The 18,346-nt window shown below is 42.6% G+C and carries 18 protein-coding genes and 1 pseudogene; 6 read left to right on the forward strand and 13 right to left on the reverse strand.

The genetic code is table 11. The features are described 5' to 3' along the window. The 9 genes and pseudogenes from GKR61_RS09300 to aspA all read right to left on the reverse strand — a co-directional run. A partial coding sequence (locus tag GKR61_RS09300) for a fimbrial biogenesis chaperone (protein ID WP_230083140.1) occupies positions 1–644 on the reverse strand: 644 nt, incomplete at its 3' end. Between the two features lie 13 nt (positions 645–657). Further along, a complete protein-coding gene (locus tag GKR61_RS17955) occupies positions 658–1,236 on the reverse strand; it encodes a fimbrial protein (protein WP_108479723.1) in 579 nt (192 codons plus the stop codon). 21 nt (positions 1,237–1,257) lie between these two features. Further along, the gene (locus tag GKR61_RS17960) at positions 1,258–1,836 is read right to left on the reverse strand and encodes a fimbrial protein (RefSeq protein WP_154599752.1); all 579 of its coding nucleotides are present in this window, start codon (positions 1,834–1,836) and stop codon (positions 1,258–1,260) included. A gap of 22 nt (positions 1,837–1,858) precedes the next feature. Continuing rightward, entirely contained in the window at positions 1,859–2,350 is a 492-nt protein-coding gene (locus GKR61_RS09315; RefSeq protein ID WP_230083141.1) for a fimbrial protein, read from the reverse strand. A 43-nt stretch (positions 2,351–2,393) separates the two neighbouring features. Further along, the gene (locus GKR61_RS09320; RefSeq protein ID WP_154639720.1) at positions 2,394–3,119 is read right to left on the reverse strand and encodes a fimbrial biogenesis chaperone; all 726 of its coding nucleotides are present in this window, start codon (positions 3,117–3,119) and stop codon (positions 2,394–2,396) included. 84 nt (positions 3,120–3,203) lie between these two features. After that, positions 3,204–3,749, reverse strand: coding sequence for a fimbrial protein (locus GKR61_RS09325; protein WP_036983844.1), 546 nt, complete (start codon positions 3,747–3,749; stop codon positions 3,204–3,206). Between the two features lie 628 nt (positions 3,750–4,377). Next, the gene (locus GKR61_RS09330; RefSeq protein WP_036955937.1) at positions 4,378–4,716 is read right to left on the reverse strand and encodes a helix-turn-helix domain-containing protein; all 339 of its coding nucleotides are present in this window, start codon (positions 4,714–4,716) and stop codon (positions 4,378–4,380) included. 710 nt (positions 4,717–5,426) lie between these two features. Continuing rightward, a pseudogene (locus tag GKR61_RS09335) lies at positions 5,427–6,705 on the reverse strand (anaerobic C4-dicarboxylate transporter). Positions 6,706–6,845: 140 nt separating this feature from the next. Continuing rightward, entirely contained in the window at positions 6,846–8,270 is a 1,425-nt protein-coding gene (gene aspA / locus GKR61_RS09340; protein WP_036955941.1) for an aspartate ammonia-lyase, read from the reverse strand. A 402-nt stretch (positions 8,271–8,672) separates the two neighbouring features. On the opposite strand from aspA, the gene GKR61_RS09345 reads away from it, so the two are divergent. The 4 genes from GKR61_RS09345 (at position 8,673) to GKR61_RS09360 (ending at position 12,103) form a co-directional block, all read left to right on the forward strand. Beyond that, the gene (locus GKR61_RS09345) at positions 8,673–9,215 is read left to right on the forward strand and encodes an FxsA family protein (protein ID WP_036955943.1); all 543 of its coding nucleotides are present in this window, start codon (positions 8,673–8,675) and stop codon (positions 9,213–9,215) included. A gap of 159 nt (positions 9,216–9,374) precedes the next feature. Then, entirely contained in the window at positions 9,375–9,665 is a 291-nt protein-coding gene (locus GKR61_RS09350) for a co-chaperone GroES (RefSeq protein WP_108478399.1), read from the forward strand. Between the two features lie 53 nt (positions 9,666–9,718). Further along, the gene (gene groL, locus GKR61_RS09355; RefSeq protein ID WP_036955948.1) at positions 9,719–11,362 is read left to right on the forward strand and encodes a chaperonin GroEL; all 1,644 of its coding nucleotides are present in this window, start codon (positions 9,719–9,721) and stop codon (positions 11,360–11,362) included. A gap of 396 nt (positions 11,363–11,758) precedes the next feature. Beyond that, on the forward strand, positions 11,759–12,103 hold the full coding sequence (locus GKR61_RS09360; RefSeq protein ID WP_036955950.1) for a DUF4156 domain-containing protein: 345 nt from the start codon (positions 11,759–11,761) through the stop codon (positions 12,101–12,103). A 78-nt stretch (positions 12,104–12,181) separates the two neighbouring features. Here GKR61_RS09360 and epmB read toward each other — a convergent pair whose 3' ends face one another. Then, on the reverse strand, positions 12,182–13,210 hold the full coding sequence (gene epmB / locus GKR61_RS09365; RefSeq protein ID WP_036955952.1) for an EF-P beta-lysylation protein EpmB: 1,029 nt from the start codon (positions 13,208–13,210) through the stop codon (positions 12,182–12,184). 42 nt (positions 13,211–13,252) lie between these two features. Here epmB and efp point away from each other — a divergent pair, with 42 nt between their 5' ends. Beyond that, complete coding sequence (efp, locus tag GKR61_RS09370) at positions 13,253–13,819, forward strand: elongation factor P (protein WP_006658996.1); 567 nt, start codon at positions 13,253–13,255, stop codon at positions 13,817–13,819. 117 nt (positions 13,820–13,936) lie between these two features. On the opposite strand, the gene GKR61_RS09375 is transcribed toward efp, so the two are convergent. The 3 genes from GKR61_RS09375 to GKR61_RS09385 form a co-directional block, all read right to left on the reverse strand. Beyond that, positions 13,937–14,140, reverse strand: coding sequence for a YbdD/YjiX family protein (locus GKR61_RS09375; RefSeq protein WP_154599755.1), 204 nt, complete (start codon positions 14,138–14,140; stop codon positions 13,937–13,939). Between the two features lie 265 nt (positions 14,141–14,405). Continuing rightward, a complete protein-coding gene (gene cstA, locus GKR61_RS09380) occupies positions 14,406–16,499 on the reverse strand; it encodes a pyruvate/proton symporter CstA (RefSeq protein ID WP_036955955.1) in 2,094 nt (697 codons plus the stop codon). 348 nt (positions 16,500–16,847) lie between these two features. Further along, entirely contained in the window at positions 16,848–17,753 is a 906-nt protein-coding gene (locus tag GKR61_RS09385; RefSeq protein ID WP_036955957.1) for an EamA family transporter, read from the reverse strand. A gap of 268 nt (positions 17,754–18,021) precedes the next feature. Here GKR61_RS09385 and sugE point away from each other — a divergent pair, with 268 nt between their 5' ends. Continuing rightward, positions 18,022–18,336 (forward strand): quaternary ammonium compound efflux SMR transporter SugE, encoded by a 315-nt coding sequence (gene sugE / locus GKR61_RS09390; protein ID WP_036955959.1) that lies wholly within the window; start codon positions 18,022–18,024, stop codon positions 18,334–18,336. Positions 18,337–18,346: the final 10 nt, after the last annotated feature.

Genomic DNA, 18,346 nt, shown 5'->3' on the forward strand with positions numbered 1-18,346 from the left:
TGGGTGGAGAAGGGGGCAATCATAGGGTCCAGTTCTCGTACATCAATGGGGTGCTGATCCACACTCAATTGTGCCAAGGTTATGTAATACGGCGTTGGGTTACTGACTTCGAGCTGTTGACCTTGCTGGCGAAAAACCAGTTGGCTTGAGGCGGTTTCGACGCTCATGGGTAACCCTTTCGGGCGATAAAACAGTTTGATAACGTTGCGGATCCCCACCGAAACTTGCGCACTGGTCATCTCACCTTCGGGGGCATTCGCTTTTGTGGTGGAAGGGATCGCTAATAAGCTTAAATAAAACACGGATTCTCGGTCTGTCGGCAGCTCTGCGGTACCATTACGCACAATGAGCAGCGTATTTTGGCTCTCTTTTTCTAAGCGAGACATGGGTGGTGTCACAATAAACGGGGGCGCGGGTTTGTGGGCATTCCCCTCTGGCGTATTGAGGACGTCAGCTTTGATTAAGTAGACCTGCGGGCTGCTGTTTTTAATAGCAATTCTGGCATTTGGGTTTGCCGCATCGAACACGACACGCGTTTGAGCCAAGCGTAAACCGCCTTCAGTAGCGGAAGCCAAGGCTGAAAAAACACCCCATATCAATACAATAATAAGCGTGTGAGAGTAAGAAAAACGATTCGAAAACATACTGATTACCCAATTAGTCATATACGAAGCTAAACGTGACGGTTGCGATAAGTTCACCGTTTTGCAAATTGTCACTGGCCGTGCAGGTGCCGCAGGCAAGCACAGCAGTAAAATCAAGCGAGCTGTTTAATCTTGCGACATCGCTGGTTCCATCCGATGGCCATGTCTTGATGGTGATCACCTCATTGCCGGGTTTCGCAGTATTGTCATTGGCATTAAAAAGCGTATTTCCGGGGGTGGATAGCCTGACGCCATAGCCTTTTGCGGTGCTGGATGCATCGGCATACAGCGATTCATTGTTATCTGCGGTGAACGTGTTCCCTTTGACCGCAATTCTGGGTGTTAAAAAATAGCCCTGGCACCCTGAGAGGGTTAACGTGAATCCGCTACGTTGCGGATTTTTCAGAATTTCATCGTAGGGCAGTGGTGCGCCATTGTTATACGTGACGGTATTTGGCACCGTCACATCGCAGCTACCACCATAAAAAAAGGCGGAAAAGGAGAGGGTGGTTGAGGCACTGCCTGCCTGTAATTCACTGGCTGGTAATAGCAACCCTACAATCACGCTAAAGAAAGACAGTTTTCGTATCATTGTTATTAACGGCCTTCAAAATCAGTGATAGAAAAAATTAAATGTTAATGAGGCGGTTAACTCGCCGCCTTGTAAGTTATTGGCAGTACAGGTTCCACAACTGACGGTTGCCTTCAGTGGGATGGTTCCATTCAATGTGCTGGCAAAGGTTTTATTCCATTCTTTGGTGGTGAGAGCCGTGATTTTTTTATCCGTTGCCAGGTTGTCACTACCTTCGAAGTTAGTATTGCCAGCCGTCGACAATAAAATGCCATAGCCTGTACTGGTGCTGCCGGGACTCACAAACAGCGCTTCACCGGAGGCACTATCGGTGTCCCCTTCGAGGGTTATCGAGGGGGTTAACCCGTAACCTTTACAGCCAAGAATGGTGAGGTCAAAGGTTTCGCTGATATCACTGGTGGTGATCTCTTCAGCAGGAATAAGATCCCCGTTACGAATCGAAACAGTTGAGGGCGCGGTAATTTGGCAGCCACCACCGACAATGCTGGCACTGATTTTAGTGGTGGCCGAGGTTGCCGCTATCGCGGATTGCCCCAGACTTGCCGCATACAATGCAGTGGGGATGAGCAGGGAATAGAGTGACTTTTGAGTCAGTGTCATGATGATTTCCTATTTTTAGGTCTTACTGAAAAATAAGGTTAAACGTCAATGAGGCTGAGAATTCACCAGGAATGGCTTCCCCATCCACGGGCCCCACTAAACCCACGAGAAAAGTCTCTTCAGTTTGGTGATGGTTCTCTTTGGTCAGTGGCGTTAAGGCAATCTGTTCACCGCGTTTAAAGGCTTTGCTTGTGTCATAAAAATCACTCAGGGAGAGCGGCGTGCCATCACTGAGGCGTAACATAAACCCTGTGCTATTTGGGGTTCCATCCAAGAAAATGGTGCTTTCGTTATAGGGGGTATTTCCCTGTAACGTAATCTTGGGGGTGAGATTTCCCGTTTTATCCACACAGATAAATTGCGCTTTCAAGGGCTTAATTTGATGTGTGGTTATCGCGCCTTGAAAATCGGATGTGCGCATCGGGGTAAATTGCAATGAGTTGGGAATGCGAATTTCGCACCCAACATCATCGGTAATGAGCGCTCTAATCTCGGTATTCTCCGCCTGTGCCATGTGCCATCCGTTAAGCAATATGACAAAAGAAGCAATAAGTAATTTATTGAATTTGCGCATGAAACTCGTCCTTTCCGCCATAGTCATTAATGGCTTTCCATTCAACCGAGCCTTGTCGTTGAACATGGGAATAGGTGATGCTGCTAAACGGCGCAATCATGTTATTTCCCTTTTTGGTACTCAGAGAAACGGGCTTATTGGCAATTTTTACGCTGTCTAAGGTGATGTAGTACGGGGACGGATTGGACACTTGAACCCCATTATTTACACTCGAAAATTTCAGCGATTTCATGGCTTGTGGCTGGGTCATGCCTAACTGATTCGGGCGATAAAACAGCTTAATGATGTTTCCCGTCGACACTTGTACGGCACCATCAATATGATTTTGTGGGGCATTCAATCCTTTTTCGCTGGTCGGCATGGCGATGGTACGAAAATAAAAAACAGATTCTTTATCTTGCGGGAGCGCCACACTGTTTTTCATTATACGGACTTGATTGGTCGACCCTTTTTCTAAGCGGAATAAGGAGGGCGTCACCACAAAAGGGGTTTCTCCTTGATCGCCATAGGGGTCACGCAACATTTGTGTTTTGACCAGATAAGGCGTGAGTGACTGGCTTGAACTGGTAATCCCTACGCTTTTTCCGGTGGTGTTATCACTTTCTGAAAAGATAATTCGAGTGGTATCGATAGCGATCCCGGCTATCGATGAACCTGATAGCAATAGCAAGCCACCGCAGATCCCTTGCATTAGTCGGTTATTTCGCATTTGTCTATCCTCATAGTTTTCGTGGCAGAATATAGGTAAGACGGAGCCCGCCTTACCTCAATCGACTGAGTTAATTAAATCGAATTAGTCAACGATATAAGCCACTAAGATGGGTGCGCTGTAGGAATCTGCTTTCGGAGTGGTCGTGGTTGTTGCCATGCCAACTTTGAATGTGTATTGGGCTGCTGTTTCACCTGCGCCAATTTCAACTTTTGTACCACTACCGTTGGTGATGCGCTTGTTGGCTTCATCTTCAATCATAAAACCAACAGTTTGTGAGTCTGTCGCTACAAAGATGTCCTGTTGGTTGTTGCCGACAGAAGTGATCCCTTGAATGATTAAGTTACCTTCCTCACCCTCAGCACAACCCACTAAAGTCACTGGCATATCAACGGTTGTAGAGGACATTGCATTGACAGCGGCAAAGTCTGAATCTGCTTCACCCACAGACGTTTTTAAAACACCTACGTTTAAGACTGATTTACCGCCATTGATGGTGACATCACAGGTTGTGTTGGTCAGGATCCCTTGCAGAGTGACTTCTGCAGAAGGTGCTGCCATTGCGTTCAGGCTTAAAGCTGACAGGCTCATAAATAAAGCAGTAGAAAGTGCCGTTGTTTTAAATGACATAATTAGTATTCCTATTTGTCCAAAGTTAAATAATTAAATTGATTGTATATGCTCGTATTCCATGACTTATTTCGTTATAGATATATATACGTATGATGCCGATATTATCTATTTACCTAGGCTAAATTTAGGTTGAATCAGTTATAAACATTCAATTTAAAGTTTCGCTAATTTCCTTTATTCCATTCCTTAGATATAAAGGGGATACTCTCTTGTTCTAAAAAAGAGAATATTACCTTTATTCTTAGTGCTCGATTTATTATTCACTAACCTATAATAAATAAGCATGAAAAGTAGGGCGCCATATGAATAGAATGGCGCTCCATGGATTTATCAGAGTGTTAATTTTCTATATTTAATAGATTAATTTTTTCACATGTATTTAATGGCTAAGTATAAATAACTGTTTAGGTGGTTAGATTAAGTTCTCAGCTGTGCTGAAATAATTTAAATGTTTAATATATTTATCATTAATACGATAAATAGGACTTTTAAAAATATTTTTATTTATAAAATCATATTGTTATTGGTAAAGCTCCATTGGAGTAGGGGTATTGCTATAATAAAAATAAAAGTTATTCTTTATTGTTAAGATATAATGAATTAAACATGTAGGGAAAATATATGCCTACTTTATAAATGAGCTATTTAACAGTGAGATATCTTTACTGCCAACACTGCTTAGCTTAAATTTCATTATGGAAACTCGAATAACGGTTCTATCCAAAAAGTCCTGAATAGGCATTTTTAGTACATTTAAAACCTGTACTAGCATATCTATTGTAATGTTGCAGATACCTCGTTCATAACGAGAAACTTGCTGTTGAGAGATATTCAATAAATTTGCTAAATCTTTTCCACTGAGCGAACGACGCTTTCGTAATAAATAAATTTCATAACCCACTGCTTTTGTATAAATAGTTATACCCTTCTTGGGTGAAGGGCTATTACCGTCTGTTTCTTTCATTGTATGCATTCCTTCCAAACAGCATCACTTAATAAAAGTCGTATTTAGGTGAATACGAAGGATTGATGAAAACGTTGTGTGAGGAAATTATTTCACTCCGTTTTCTTCTAACTAATTTACGTGACGTTTTTTATAAAATCAAATAATGCAAATATAGTGAAATAGTCGAAAATTTTAAATTAAACACATAAGGTGAGTAATATAAAATAATAAAGCTAGCGTTAGGTGGTGATAAGGGGAGTAGACTCTTTGAGAGCATCTTTATTAAATAGTGATATAATCTTATTTAATTCGTTATCGGTATATAATAAAGAATATAATTCTGGTTTTTACATTTATTAACAACTGGTCACTAAATTGTGACGCATCAATTCTTTCTTGCGCTCAAAATCATCTTTTTTTATCTATTAATTGTTATTTTTCATTATTTTATGTGATTTATTTTTAGCGTTTTATTCAATTTTAAATATGACAAATTGTTTCAGTTTGTTTAAATGAAAAGAATTGTTCTATTTTGAACAGGTATATTTACGTAGTTGTAAATACTTAAATTTAAGCGTGATTAGACCGTTTTTTCTGTAATGGAATACAGCCAGTTTAATTATTATCTATTTTAGATATTCTAAATGGGTGGGAGATTTAGTGCAGACATAAAAAAACCGTGACTAGAAAGCCACGGTTTCTCTGTTCCTAAGTCATTGCATTGATGACTACAGGATCATACCGCCGAACAGGAAGCCGAAGGTAACGGCCAGTGCCACAGCGATGGTACCCGGAATAAAGAATGGGTGGTTAAAGACGAATTTACCGATGCGAGTTGTACCGGTGTCATCCATTTGTACTGCCGCAACCAGAGTTGGGTAAGTAGGCAGGATGAACAGACCAGATACGGCTGAGAATGAAGCGATAGCGGTTAATGGGCTAACGTTCAGTGCCAGAGCCATCGGCATCAGTGCTTTCGCTGTTGCTGCTTGAGAGTACAGAAGCGCAGAACAGAAGAAGAAGATAACCGCTAACATCCATGAGTGTTCGTGGATTAAGTCACCCGCAGTTTCTTTGATCCAATCAATGTTGTGTTGTACGAAAGTATCACCTAACCATGCAACACCTAAGATACAGATACATGCGCTCATACCTGCTTTGAAGGTACTAGAGTTCAGGATTGCATCAGTGTTTACACGGCACAGTACAGTGATTAACGTAGCCACAGTCAGCATGATAATCAGGATAGCGTTAGTGGTGTTCATCAGTGGGGTTGCCACAATGCCTAAACTTGGGCTGTTGATGATTGCGTAGCAAACTACACCAACAACACCGAGTAAGAACAGCAGAACTGACGCTTTAGCTCCTGGTTTGATCTCTTTAACTTGGCTACCGCGCAGTTCAACTAAGCCTTCAGCTAAACGTTTTTGGTAGATTGGGTCATCAGACAGTTTAGAGTTAAATGTCCAAGAGATAATGAAAGACATCAGGATGATAGCTAACGGTGTTACCTGCACCAACCATTGCTGGGTTTTCCATGACAGATGCCATGTAAACAACTGCCGCAGAAATTGGAGATGCTGTGATACCAATCTGAGCTGCAACAACCGCTGTAGACAGTGGGCGACATGGTTTCACGCCTTGTTCTTTCGCCACTTCTGCGATAACTGGCAGAGTTGCTAATGAGATATTACCTGTACCTGCGAACAGAGTCAGGAAATAGGTCACGATAGGGGCAAGGATAGTGATGTATTTTGGATTGCGACGCAGTAGTTTTTCTGTTTGAGCAACCAAGTAATCCAAACCACCCGCAATTTGCATTGCAGAGATGGCGGCAATAACTGCCATGATGATAGAGATTACGTCAAAAGGAATGGTTCCCGGTTTCACGCCAATTGCAGCGAGCACCAGAACACCAAGGCCACCGGCAAAACCGATACCTATCCCTCCAAGACGGGCCCCTAAAAAAATGGCCAGCAGAACAATGACAAATTCTACGGCTAACATAGTGTTTACTCCTCGACAAAAATGAAAATTATGAAACTGTTATGTTAATTATTTGTGTGTGCATTCATGAAAAAAGGCACGCTATCCGGTGGAAAGTCGTGCCCTTATTCTTAAGAATTATTTATGCTAAACATAAATAATTAGTCGTCAAATCTTTTTGCTTTATATGCTGGATGTTTTAGGTTCTCAACAGAGAAGATATCATCCAGTTGCGCTTCGGTCAGCAGTCCGCGTTCTAGGACAACTTCACGTACGCTCTTACCTGTTTCTGCACAGATTTTACCCACGATATCACCGTTGTGGTGACCGATGAATGGGTTCAGGTAAGTTACGATACCGATAGAGTTGAATACAAACGCTTCGCAGATTTCTTTGTTAACAGTGATGCCGTTAACGCATTTTTCTACTAAGTTGCGGCATGCATTGCTCATCAGAGAAATGGATTCGAACATCGCTTGACCGATTGCTGGTTCCATTACGTTTAATTGTAATTGACCTGCTTCAGCAGCCATCGTTACACAGATGTCGTTACCCATAACTTTGAAGCATGCTTGGTTAACAACTTCAGGAATTACTGGGTTAACTTTTGCTGGCATGATAGAAGAACCTGCTTGTAATTCTGGCAGATTAATTTCTTTCAATCCTGCGCGAGGACCAGAGGAAAGTAAACGTAAGTCGTTACAGATTTTAGACAGTTTAACTGCTAAACGTTTCAGGCTAGCGTGAACAGTGATGTAAGCACCACAGTCAGAAGTTGCTTCGATTAGGTCTTCTGATGGTACGCATGCTAAACCTGTTACTTCTGCTAATTTTTTAACAGCCAGTTCTTGGTAACCAGGGGCTGTGTTCAGGCCAGTACCGATAGCAGTTGCACCTAAGTTAACTTCGAGCAGTAAATCGATGCTACGTTTCAGATTTTTTTCTTCTTCTTTAAGAAGAGTTGCGAAAGCATGGAATTCCTGACCAACAGTCATTGGTACTGCGTCTTGTAATTGAGTACGACCCATTTTCAGGATGTCTTTGTACTCTTCTGCTTTACTTTCAAAACCTTTTTTCAGGTAAGTAACAGAATCGATTAATTTCAGAACAGAGTTATAAACCGCGATACGGAAACCGGTAGGGTATGCATCGTTGGTAGATTGGCTTTTGTTCAGATGGTCATTTGGGTTTAAGAATTCATACTCACCTTTTTTATGACCCATCAGTTCAAGACCGATGTTTGCCAGAACTTCGTTGGTATTCATGTTCAGTGATGTGCCCGCACCACCTTGGAATACGTCAACTGGGAACTGATCCATGCATTTGCCTTCATTCAAAACAACGTCACATGCTTTGATGATGGTATCTGCGATATTACGAGGAATAGTGTGCAGTTCTTTGTTAGCTAGTGCGGCTGCTTTTTTTACCATTACCATGCCGCGAATAAATTCTGGGACATCGTTAATGGTGCGGTCGCTGATATAAAAGTTTTCAATCGCACGCAGAGTATGAACACCATAATAGGCATCGGCTGGAACTTCTTTTTTACCTAACAGGTCTTCTTCGATACGAGTATTGTTTGACATGAGAACCTTCTTAATTAGATTACAGTTACTGTCCGTTTATGCGCTTTTAAAAATATATCCTAAAACTAAACTTCTAGGTGATTACCACCTATTACTCCTTTATCAGTATTATGTTCTACTGACTTATGGGGTGATCATATGCCCTTTATCACCCCATACCTTGAACCTAGATCATTTTATGGATTGATTAGTGCAATAGAATTTATATTGTGTGATTTAAATCACAGATAAGCCTTGTTAATGATCTTAGTCCATGAGTTGAAAATCACGATCAGAGACCCAATTATTATGGCTATACTGATGAAAAAAGCGAATATGAATAGTAGTCTCTTAGAGATAGTTCACAAAGGTTTTCATTTAGCCCCGAAAAATGCAGTAGCTTATTGATATTAAGGAGTACTTGTGCGCTGGTTACCACTAATTCTGATATGTATTTTGGTGTATATAGAGTCGGTCATTTTTGTCCGAGTTGCGGCTGAAATTGGTGTATTGATGACATTAATTTTAGTGGTGCTCACATCCTGTTTGGGGGTTTCACTTGTGAAGAACCAAGGGATGAAAAATGTCATGCAAATACAACAAAAATTAATGAGTGGTGAAAGTCCTGCCGCTGAAATGATTAAAAGTGTGGCGTTAGTGTTAGCAGGATTTTTACTTATTGTTCCTGGATTCTTTACGGACTTTATTGGACTACTTTTATTACTACCACCAGTACAAAAATTATTTGTGATGCGTTTAATCCCGCACATCAAGTTTTACCAACCTGGAAATGGTTTTCAGGGTGGTGGCTATCAAAATGGCAATACTTTTGAAGGCGAGTACCAACGCAAGCAAGATGACCCTTCTTATACTATTGATCGCGAAAGAACTATTGATGGTGAAAGCCATCGTGTTCCTGACGATAAATCTTCAGATTCCAACCAAGATAACCCGCCTAAACCTTAATTCCCTTTGAACTGTAGGGAGATAAATAATAAAAAAATTTATCTCCCACCCCTTGAAGTCTTAGTTATTCATCCCAATCTCCTGAAACATGGTACTGGTGAAGATCACCTTGGTATCGACCTTTTACCCGTATGGACTTTATTTGTAGGAGAACTATTAATGAAAATTCGTCCATTGCATGACCGTGTTATCGTTAAACGTAAAGAAATCGAATCTAAATCTGCTGGTGGTATCGTGTTAACTGGCAGTGCTGCGGGCAAATCAACTCGTGGTGAAGTTATCGCTGTGGGCCAAGGCCGCATCCTCGAAAATGGCGACGTTAAAGCGCTGGATGTGAAAGTTGGCGATATCGTAATTTTTAACGACGGTTATGGCGTAAAAGCTGAAAAAATCGACAACGAAGAAGTGTTAATCATGTCCGAAAGCGACATCTTAGCAATCGTTGAATAAGAATTTTCACTTAAAACTTTCATCAAACGAAAAGAATTTAAAGGAAAGAGATAATGGCAGCTAAAGACGTTAGATTTGGTAATGACGCTCGTACAAAAATGCTTCGTGGTGTCAATGTTCTTGCTGATGCAGTTAAAGTAACTTTAGGTCCTAAAGGCCGTAACGTTGTTTTAGACAAATCTTTTGGATCACCAGTTATCACTAAAGATGGTGTTTCTGTTGCTCGTGAAATCGAATTAGAAGATAAATTCGAAAACATGGGTGCACAAATGGTGAAAGAAGTTGCTTCTAAAGCTAACGATGCAGCGGGTGACGGTACAACAACCGCTACCGTTTTAGCTCAAGCAATTATCACCGAAGGTCTGAAAGCAGTTGCTGCGGGTATGAACCCAATGGATCTGAAACGTGGTATCGATAAAGCAGTCGTTGCTGCTGTTGAAGAACTGAAAACTCTGTCAGTTCCATGTTCAGATACTAAATCAATCGCACAGGTTGGTACTATTTCTGCAAACTCCGACGAAACTGTTGGTAAATTAATTGCAGAAGCAATGGAGAAAGTCGGTAAAGAAGGCGTTATCACCGTTGAAGAAGGTACTGGTCTGGAAGACGAATTAGACGTGGTTGAAGGTATGCAGTTTGACCGCGGTTATTTATCTCCTTACTTCATCAACAAACCAGAAACTGGCGTTGTTGAACTGGAAAACCCATTCATCCTGTTAGTCGACAAAAAAGTGTCTAACATTCGTGAATTACTGCCAGTATTAGAAGGCGTTGCTAAAGCGAACAAACCACTGCTGATCATCGCTGAAGATGTTGAAGGTGAAGCACTAGCTACATTAGTCGTGAACACCATGCGTGGTATCGTGAAAGTCGCTGCGGTTAAAGCGCCTGGTTTCGGTGACCGCCGTAAAGCAATGCTGCAAGATATCGCTATCCTGACTAACGGTACTGTTATCTCTGAAGAGATCGGTATGGAGCTGGAAAAAGCAACGTTAGAAGATTTAGGTCAAGCTAAACGTATCGTTATCAACAAAGACACCACTATCATCATCGATGGTATCGGTGACGAAACTGCAATCGCAGGTCGTGTGACTCAAATCCGTCAACAAATCGAAGAGTCTTCTTCTGATTACGACCGTGAAAAACTGCAAGAACGCGTAGCGAAATTAGCTGGCGGTGTTGCGGTAATTAAAGTGGGTGCAGCAACTGAAGTTGAAATGAAAGAAAAACGCGCTCGCGTTGACGATGCTCTGCACGCAACTCGCGCAGCGGTTGAAGAAGGTGTTGTTGCTGGTGGTGGTACTGCGTTAGTTCGCGTCGCGGCTAAACTGGAAGCACTGAAAGGCGATAACGAAGAACAAAACGTAGGTATCCGTGTTGCTCTGCGTGCGATGGAAGCGCCAATGCGTCAAATCGTCACTAACGCAGGTGAAGAAGCTTCTGTTGTTGTTAACAATGTTAAAGCAGCAACTGGCAACGACGGTTACAACGCAGCAACAGATACTTATGGCGACATGATCGAAATGGGTATTCTGGATCCAACTAAAGTTACTCGTTCTGCTCTGCAATTCGCAGCATCAATCGCAGGTCTGATGATTACGACTGAAGCGATGATCACTGATATGCCAGCATCTGACGCTCCTGATTTAGGCGCAGCGGGTATGGGTGGCATGGGCGGAATGGGCGGCATGATGTAAGCCAGTAGGCAAACATTGTGCGCCAGTAGCCACTAACTAGTGGCTACCAGCCAAAATAAGACCGGCACCATGAATTATCGAGTGGTGCCGGTTTTTTTATAGGTAATCAAATTAATGCTTTCGTGCTTTGTATTTGTGAGGTTTATTACTTATTTTTGCGTTAAGGTAACTCATCGGGTTATATTTAACCCAAGGTAAAAAATAGTTTAAATAAGTAAAGAACATCACAAGCGTATTGATTGTTTTGTGATAAACTCTGAGCGATTGACAGTTTTTATCAAGCCTACTTGGATATCTAGTACGCTAATTTACTGTCATAAAACAGAATTTTGAGTGATTGGAGCTATAAAGGTTCAACAACCAGCTGCAAAAACACAATAAAAAATGAGGGAAAACATGCGAATTAAAGTCTTGCTTGGTGCTGCTGCATTACTAACTTTAGCAGGTTGTACATCAACCAATGATCTGACTGCGGCAGGCTCACAAGTTCGTTTTGTTGAAAATCAACCGGGAAGCGAATGTCAACTTCTTGGTCAAGTCACTGGAACTCAAAGCAACTGGTTGAGCGGCGTTAATAACGAATCTAGCTCCATGCGCGGCGCAGCAAATGATTTACGTAACAAAGCTGCAGCAATGGGTGGTAACGTGATTTTTGGTGCTTCAAGCCCAAGCGAAACTGTCCTATCTAGCTTTGTTCCTGTTGATAGCAAAATGGTTGGCCAAGTTTATAAGTGCCAATAATCATGTATCAATAAGACCCGCTTAATCAGTTAAGCGGGTTTTTTTATGCCTATTAGTTTTGATGTTTATTAACTCAGACTAGCTTTGGCGCAAGTTTAAATCGAGTAAGGTTTTGCTTGGTTCCCCGCCAATTTCTCTCGCTAACTTCGGTACTAAATACCCCGAGACCTGACTTAACAATTCACGAATTAATTGTCGAGCTTCAATATCACTCACTAAGAAGTGGGCAGCACCTTGGACTTTATCGAGCACATGCAAGTAATACGGTAAAATTCCTGCATCAAATAGGGCATTGCTCAGGTTTGCCAAAGCAGTGACATTGTCATTAACTTGGCGGAGCAATACGCTTTGGTTGAGCAGTGTGACGCCTGCACGTTTTAATTTCTGCATCGCTTTCGTAAATTCATCATCAATCTCGTTAGCATGGTTAACGTGAGTCACCATAATGACCTGCAAACGTGACTGAGATAAACGCTGGCAAAAGGTATCTGTAATTCTTTCTGGAATTACCACTGGCAAGCGAGAATGAATTCGCAAGCGAGTAATATGTGGAATTTCCTCAAGTTGGCTAATTAACCAGTCAAGTTCGTGGTCTTTTGCCATTAAAGGATCACCGCCAGAGAAGATGATTTCATTGAGTTCACTGTGGTTTTTTATATAATCCACAGCCATCAACCAGTTATTTTTATTTCCTTTGTTATCTTCATAAGGAAAATGCCGACGAAAGCAGTATCGACAGTTCACTGCACAACCCCCTTTAACCAGCATTAATGCGCGGTTACGGTACTTGTGGAGTAAACTCGGGATCGCGTTATCCTGCTCTTCTAGTGGATCAGTAGAAAAACCTGGATGTATATCGAACTCTGCTTTTGCGGTTAATACCTGCAATAACAGAGGGTCTAGTGGATCACCTTTTTTCATTCGCGAAATAAAAGGACGCGGAACACGTAAAGGAAATAACTTACGTGCTTCATGACCTTCTCGCGATGGCTGATGGTCTTCTAAGTTTAGTAATTGCAGCAATTCATCCGGATTAGTGACTGCTTCGGCAAGTTGTTGTATCCAGACTTCTCTGGATGAGGTATTTTGAGTTATAATATCGACCATTTTTTGGCTATGCCATTTTTAGTTTATAAATAGAGGATCTCCATGGCTACTTATAGTACCAATGAATTCCGCTCAGGTCTTAAAATCATGTTAGATGGTGAGCCGTGTGCAATTCTTGAAAGTGAATTCGTTAAACCGGGTAAAGGTCAAGCGTTCGCACGCGTTCGTCTGCGTAAACTGATTTCTAACAAACTGTTGGAAAAAACTTTTAAATCTACTGATTCTGTTGAAGGCGCAGATGTCATGGATATGAACTTAACTTACCTGTACAACGACGGTGAGTTCTGGCACTTCATGAACAACGAAACTTTCGAACAACTGGCAGCAGATGCGAAAGCTATCGGTGACAACGAAAAATGGCTGATCGACCAAGCTGATTGTATCTTAACGCTGTGGAACGGTCGTCCAATCGCGGTAACTCCGCCGAACTTCGTTGAATTAGAAGTTGTCGAAACAGATCCAGGTCTGAAAGGTGACACAGCAGGTACTGGTGGTAAGCCAGCAACGTTAAGCACTGGTGCAGTGGTTAAAGTTCCTCTGTTTGTTCAGATCGGCGAAGTGATCAAAGTTGACACTCGTTCAGGCGAATACGTTTCACGCGTGAAATAATCGTCGACAGATCAAGCCAGCCATTATAGTGAGTGGCGAAGTGAGATCAAGAAGAGCCGAATGCAGTTTCGTACTGTATTCGGCTTTTTTATTTGCGGTGCTCAATAAGAGCAATGATTAACAACATTTAAACCCGCCTTTACCCTTACTACCGTAGCGAGCATCCTGCCGTTCTTTGAAAAACTCTTCATAAGTCATCGGCGTTTGGTCTGGATGGGTACGCTGCATGTGAGCGACGTAGTTGTCGTAGTCGGGGACGCCGACCATCATTTTGGCGGCTTGGCCTAAGTAACGGGCCGCTTTCCCTAAGTTTCCAAACATAAATCCTCGTCATATTTTGCGCTGTAGCTGTGTTGTCTTCGTTAGTTAAACCCAAGTCACATACTTATGTATGCTCCTCGGGTTTATCAAACTCGTCGCCTTGCTACAACACAAACTATTTAGAGGATTGCATCGTAGCTAGCGATTTTGGAGAAAGAGAGTGAGTTTTGAAAAACATCTAAATCAAAAATCTAAAATACAAAACTGAAGTAAAAAGGTTAATAGATTCTCAATTCTCAATTCTCAGCTCTCAATCTCCGGTGTATTAATGATGGCGGGTGTTTGCCACAATCTCTTCGTAGTTGGCTGGCATTGGCTCATAAGGAACTTCGTTGGCGGTCGGTTCCTTAGATTTCAATGCTTTTAACGCGGTACGGATAGAGAACAGGGCGAGAACTACAACCACAATCATAAAGAAAATCGTTAAACCAGCATCTAAACGGTTATTGAAAACCAACTGAGTTAACTGAGATTCTGTATATTGCGGCGGCAAGTTGCCGCTATCTAACATCGCTTGGAACTTATTCGCGACTGCTAAGAAACCAACGCGGGCATCTTCACTGAAGGTTTTTTCCCAGCCTGCGGTCATTGTACAAACCAATAACCACGCTGTTGGTAATAGCGCGACCCATGCGTAGGCTTGTCGCTTCATTTTGAACAGAACGACCGCACATAACATCAGCGCCATACCTGCCAGCATCTGGTTAGCGATACCGAACAGCGGCCATAAGGTGTTAATACCACCGAGTGGGTCAACGACGCCTTGATGCAAGAAATAACCCCAAGCCAGCACACACAATGCAGTGGCTATCAGGTTAGCGGGTAGGGAATCCGTTCTTTTCAATGATGGTGAAACCACACCCAGTAAATCTTGCAGCATAAAGCGCGCCGCTCGGGTTCCGGCATCCACTGCCGTCAGGATAAACAGTGCTTCAAACAGAATAGCGAAGTGGTACCAGAATGCCACATTCATCAACCCGCCTAATGCGCCATGAAGAATATACGCCATACCGACTGCCAGTGTTGGAGCGCCCCCTGCACGGGAAATAATGCTGGTTTCACCGACTTCGTTGGCAATTTGCGTTAATTGTTCAGGGGTAATTTGGAAGCCCCAACCGCTGACAACTTGCGCCGCGGAAGCCACAACATCCGTCGTTCCTGCTGGCGCTAACATCGCCATTGGGCTGTTCATCGCGAAATAAACGCCTGGGTCAATCACACAAGCTGCGACTAACGCCATGATAGCCACGAATGACTCCATCAACATCCCGCCATAACCGATAAAACAAGCTTGGTTTTCATTGGCGAGCATTTTCGGCGTGGTACCGGAAGAGATTAAGGCGTGGAAGCCAGAAACGGCACCGCAAGCGATAGTAATAAATAAGAATGGGAATAAATCCCCAGCCCACACAGGACCAGTTCCATCAATATATTTAGTTAATGACGGCATTTGTAGATTGGGATTTAAAATCAAAATACCAATCGCCAGACCAATAATTGTCCCGATTTTCAAGAAAGTAGAGAGATAATCACGAGGGGCTAATAACAGCCAAACAGGTAAAACCGCAGCCACAAAGCCATAGCCGACCAGCATCCACGTTAACTGCACGCCAGTGTAGTCAAAGTAAGGCGCCCATGTTTCACTCTCTGCGACCCAGCCGCCTGAAATAATCGCAAAAACTAAGAAAATAAGACCAATAACTGAAACTTCACCAATACGACCTGGGCGAATATAACGGGTATAAATCCCCATGAAAATAGCCAGTGGGATGGTGAAGGCAACGGTATAAGTTCCCCATGGGCTGTGTGTTAACGCTTTCACGACAATCATCGCGAGCACAGCAAGGATGATCACCATGATCATAAAGCAAGCAATCAACGCAATAACGCCCGCAGTATTACCCATTTCCTCTTTAACGAGTTCACCCAAAGAGCGACCATCGCGGCGAGTGGAAACGAACAGTACCATAAAATCTTGTACAGCCCCTGCCAATACCACCCCTGCGAGCAACCACAGCATACCCGGTAAATACCCCATTTGTGCCGCAAGTACAGGACCGACTAATGGGCCTGCGCCAGCAATGGCGGCGAAGTGGTGACCAAATAACACTTTTTTGTCGGTTGGTACATAATCCAGACCATCGTTATGACGAATGGCTGGCGTCATACGTGTGGAGTCCACTTGCAGGACTTTTTTAGCAATAAACAGTCCATAGTAACGATATGCGATCAAATAAATACAGACCGCGGCGACCACGATCCACAGGGCGTTGATCTGTTCACCTCGATTTAATGCAATATAACCGAGCGAAAACGCGCCGAGCAGAGCGAGAACAATCCAAATCAATTGTTTACCCATAGCCTTTCCCCATCCATTTCGTTAACGAGCTTTATTAGTTATTTATGTAAGTAAAAACTCAAACAGATATAGCGAGAGTTGGGGGAAAGAAAAGGTAGCTAAATCGAGACACTTAATTGAAATTGTAGATAAATTCCAATATTGGAATTCGCATCACTAAAATTGAAGTTAATATTGGATTTTATCTTGTTTTGGTCTAGCGTTAATTCAATGATTGGTTTTATATTCTAATTAATATTTTAATTTTAGATTATAAATTCGCTTGGGTGTATGGGGTTTTTACTGAAAATAATCAAACAGACAAAAAAATACCGGAAGAAAATTTCCGGTATTTGAATGCGTTGGCGGTTACTTTCGAATCACCTGAATAATTTTTTTACCAAACAATGTCGTGATTAGCCCTAACATAATCAAAATTAATCCAGCAATTTGTATGCCGTTTATGTGCTCACCAAGGAATAAAGCACTGCTACTTAATCCAAAGACGGGTACCAATAAAGAGAATGGTGCGACGCGCCATGCCTCATAGCGTCCGAGCAGCACGCCCCACAACCCATAACCTACAAAAGTGGAAAGGTAGGCAAGATACAAAATCACACCGAGTACAGACCAATCAAACCCCGCTAAGCCTTGTACAATGGCATCTTCGCCTTCGAAAATCCAAGAGCTTAATAAGAAAGGTATAATTGGAATTAGGGCGCTCCAACTGACCAAGGAAAGGGCGCTGCATTTTTCTTCGCCTTGATGCTGCATAATGATGCGGTTGGTGATATTACCGAATGCCCAAGAAAGCCCCGCGACCAAAATAAAGATCAAGCCCAACAGTGGGATATCATCGATTCCGCCAGAGGTTGCGCCATTGGCTAAAATCCCGAGACCCGCTATGGCGATAAACATACCGATAAAGTGGGTTGGCTGTAGGGATTCTTTAAGGATCACGGCACCGAGCAAGATAGTGAAGAAAGCTTGTGACTGTAAAATCACCGAGGCAATGCCTGCTGGCATGCCCACACGCAAGGCGCAAAATAGAAACGCAAACTGTCCAAAGCTAATGGTTAGCCCATAAATCAGTAAGAGCTTCAGCGGAATTTTGGGACGCTTGAATAGGAAAATGGCAGGGAAGGCCACAAACACAAAACGTAAGGCACCGAGGAGTAGTGGGGGTAAGGCGGTTACGCCAAGTTTGATGATCACAAAATTGACGCCCCAAATAATCACGACACACAGGGCAAGTAATATATCTTTGATACGCATGGTGTTTTCTCGGTACAAAATTGGCGGAGGATCTCTACTTTACCTGTGCTTTTGGATTTGTGCGACGATATTGCATGTCAGGGCTCAAATTCAGCATGAATAGGATAAATATGGGTGTTAATTTAGTGTTAATTATTATTTTAAGTGACTTGAGTCTCTGAAATTGAACGTTTATAATACGGTTTCATTTCGCGTGTTCAGGACGACCTGAAATCATCACGTTTAAGTAATGGGGACGACCCCGAGAAGTTGACGGAGTACATCCACCATGGCTTGGATCATCTTATTATTCGCAGGTTTATTAGAAGTTGTTTGGGCAGTGGGTTTAAAGTATACCCATGGTTTTACGCGCCTAACCCCTAGCATTATCACTATCACCGCCATTATCGCCAGTATGGGCTTACTCGCTTATGCGATGCGTGATTTGCCTGCCGGAACCGCTTACGCGATTTGGACAGGCATTGGCGCAGTCGGTACCGCAATTTTCGGGATTATTTTCCTTGGAGAATCTGCCAATATGTTCCGCTTATTGAGCCTTGGCTTGATTGTGATGGGGCTAATTGGGTTAAAACTTTCCAGTTAAGTTTCTGAGA

Origin of the sequence: Providencia sp. wls1916, assembly GCF_009706585.1 — a bacterium.
Classification (GTDB): Bacteria; Pseudomonadota; Gammaproteobacteria; order Enterobacterales; family Enterobacteriaceae; genus Providencia; species Providencia lanzhouensis.

Bases quoted from the DNA above. Each gene is read 5' to 3' on its own strand.
- GKR61_RS17955 (WP_108479723.1), bottom strand. From the start codon at position 1,236: ATGATACGAAAACTGTCTTTCTTTAGCGTGATTGTAGGGTTGCTATTA.
- GKR61_RS17960 (WP_154599752.1), bottom strand. From the start codon at position 1,836: ATGACACTGACTCAAAAGTCACTCTATTCCCTGCTCATCCCCACTGCA.
- GKR61_RS09315 (WP_230083141.1), bottom strand. From the start codon at position 2,350: ATGGCACAGGCGGAGAATACCGAGATTAGAGCGCTCATTACCGATGAT.
- GKR61_RS09320 (WP_154639720.1), bottom strand. From the start codon at position 3,119: ATGCGAAATAACCGACTAATGCAAGGGATCTGCGGTGGCTTGCTATTG.
- GKR61_RS09325 (WP_036983844.1), bottom strand. From the start codon at position 3,749: ATGTCATTTAAAACAACGGCACTTTCTACTGCTTTATTTATGAGCCTG.
- GKR61_RS09330 (WP_036955937.1), bottom strand. From the start codon at position 4,716: ATGAAAGAAACAGACGGTAATAGCCCTTCACCCAAGAAGGGTATAACT.
- aspA (WP_036955941.1), bottom strand. From the start codon at position 8,270: ATGTCAAACAATACTCGTATCGAAGAAGACCTGTTAGGTAAAAAAGAA.
- GKR61_RS09350 (WP_108478399.1), top strand. From the start codon at position 9,375: ATGAAAATTCGTCCATTGCATGACCGTGTTATCGTTAAACGTAAAGAA.
- groL (WP_036955948.1), top strand. From the start codon at position 9,719: ATGGCAGCTAAAGACGTTAGATTTGGTAATGACGCTCGTACAAAAATG.
- GKR61_RS09360 (WP_036955950.1), top strand. From the start codon at position 11,759: ATGCGAATTAAAGTCTTGCTTGGTGCTGCTGCATTACTAACTTTAGCA.
- epmB (WP_036955952.1), bottom strand. From the start codon at position 13,210: ATGGTCGATATTATAACTCAAAATACCTCATCCAGAGAAGTCTGGATA.
- efp (WP_006658996.1), top strand. From the start codon at position 13,253: ATGGCTACTTATAGTACCAATGAATTCCGCTCAGGTCTTAAAATCATG.
- GKR61_RS09375 (WP_154599755.1), bottom strand. From the start codon at position 14,140: ATGTTTGGAAACTTAGGGAAAGCGGCCCGTTACTTAGGCCAAGCCGCC.
- cstA (WP_036955955.1), bottom strand. From the start codon at position 16,499: ATGGGTAAACAATTGATTTGGATTGTTCTCGCTCTGCTCGGCGCGTTT.
- GKR61_RS09385 (WP_036955957.1), bottom strand. From the start codon at position 17,753: ATGCGTATCAAAGATATATTACTTGCCCTGTGTGTCGTGATTATTTGG.
- sugE (WP_036955959.1), top strand. From the start codon at position 18,022: ATGGCTTGGATCATCTTATTATTCGCAGGTTTATTAGAAGTTGTTTGG.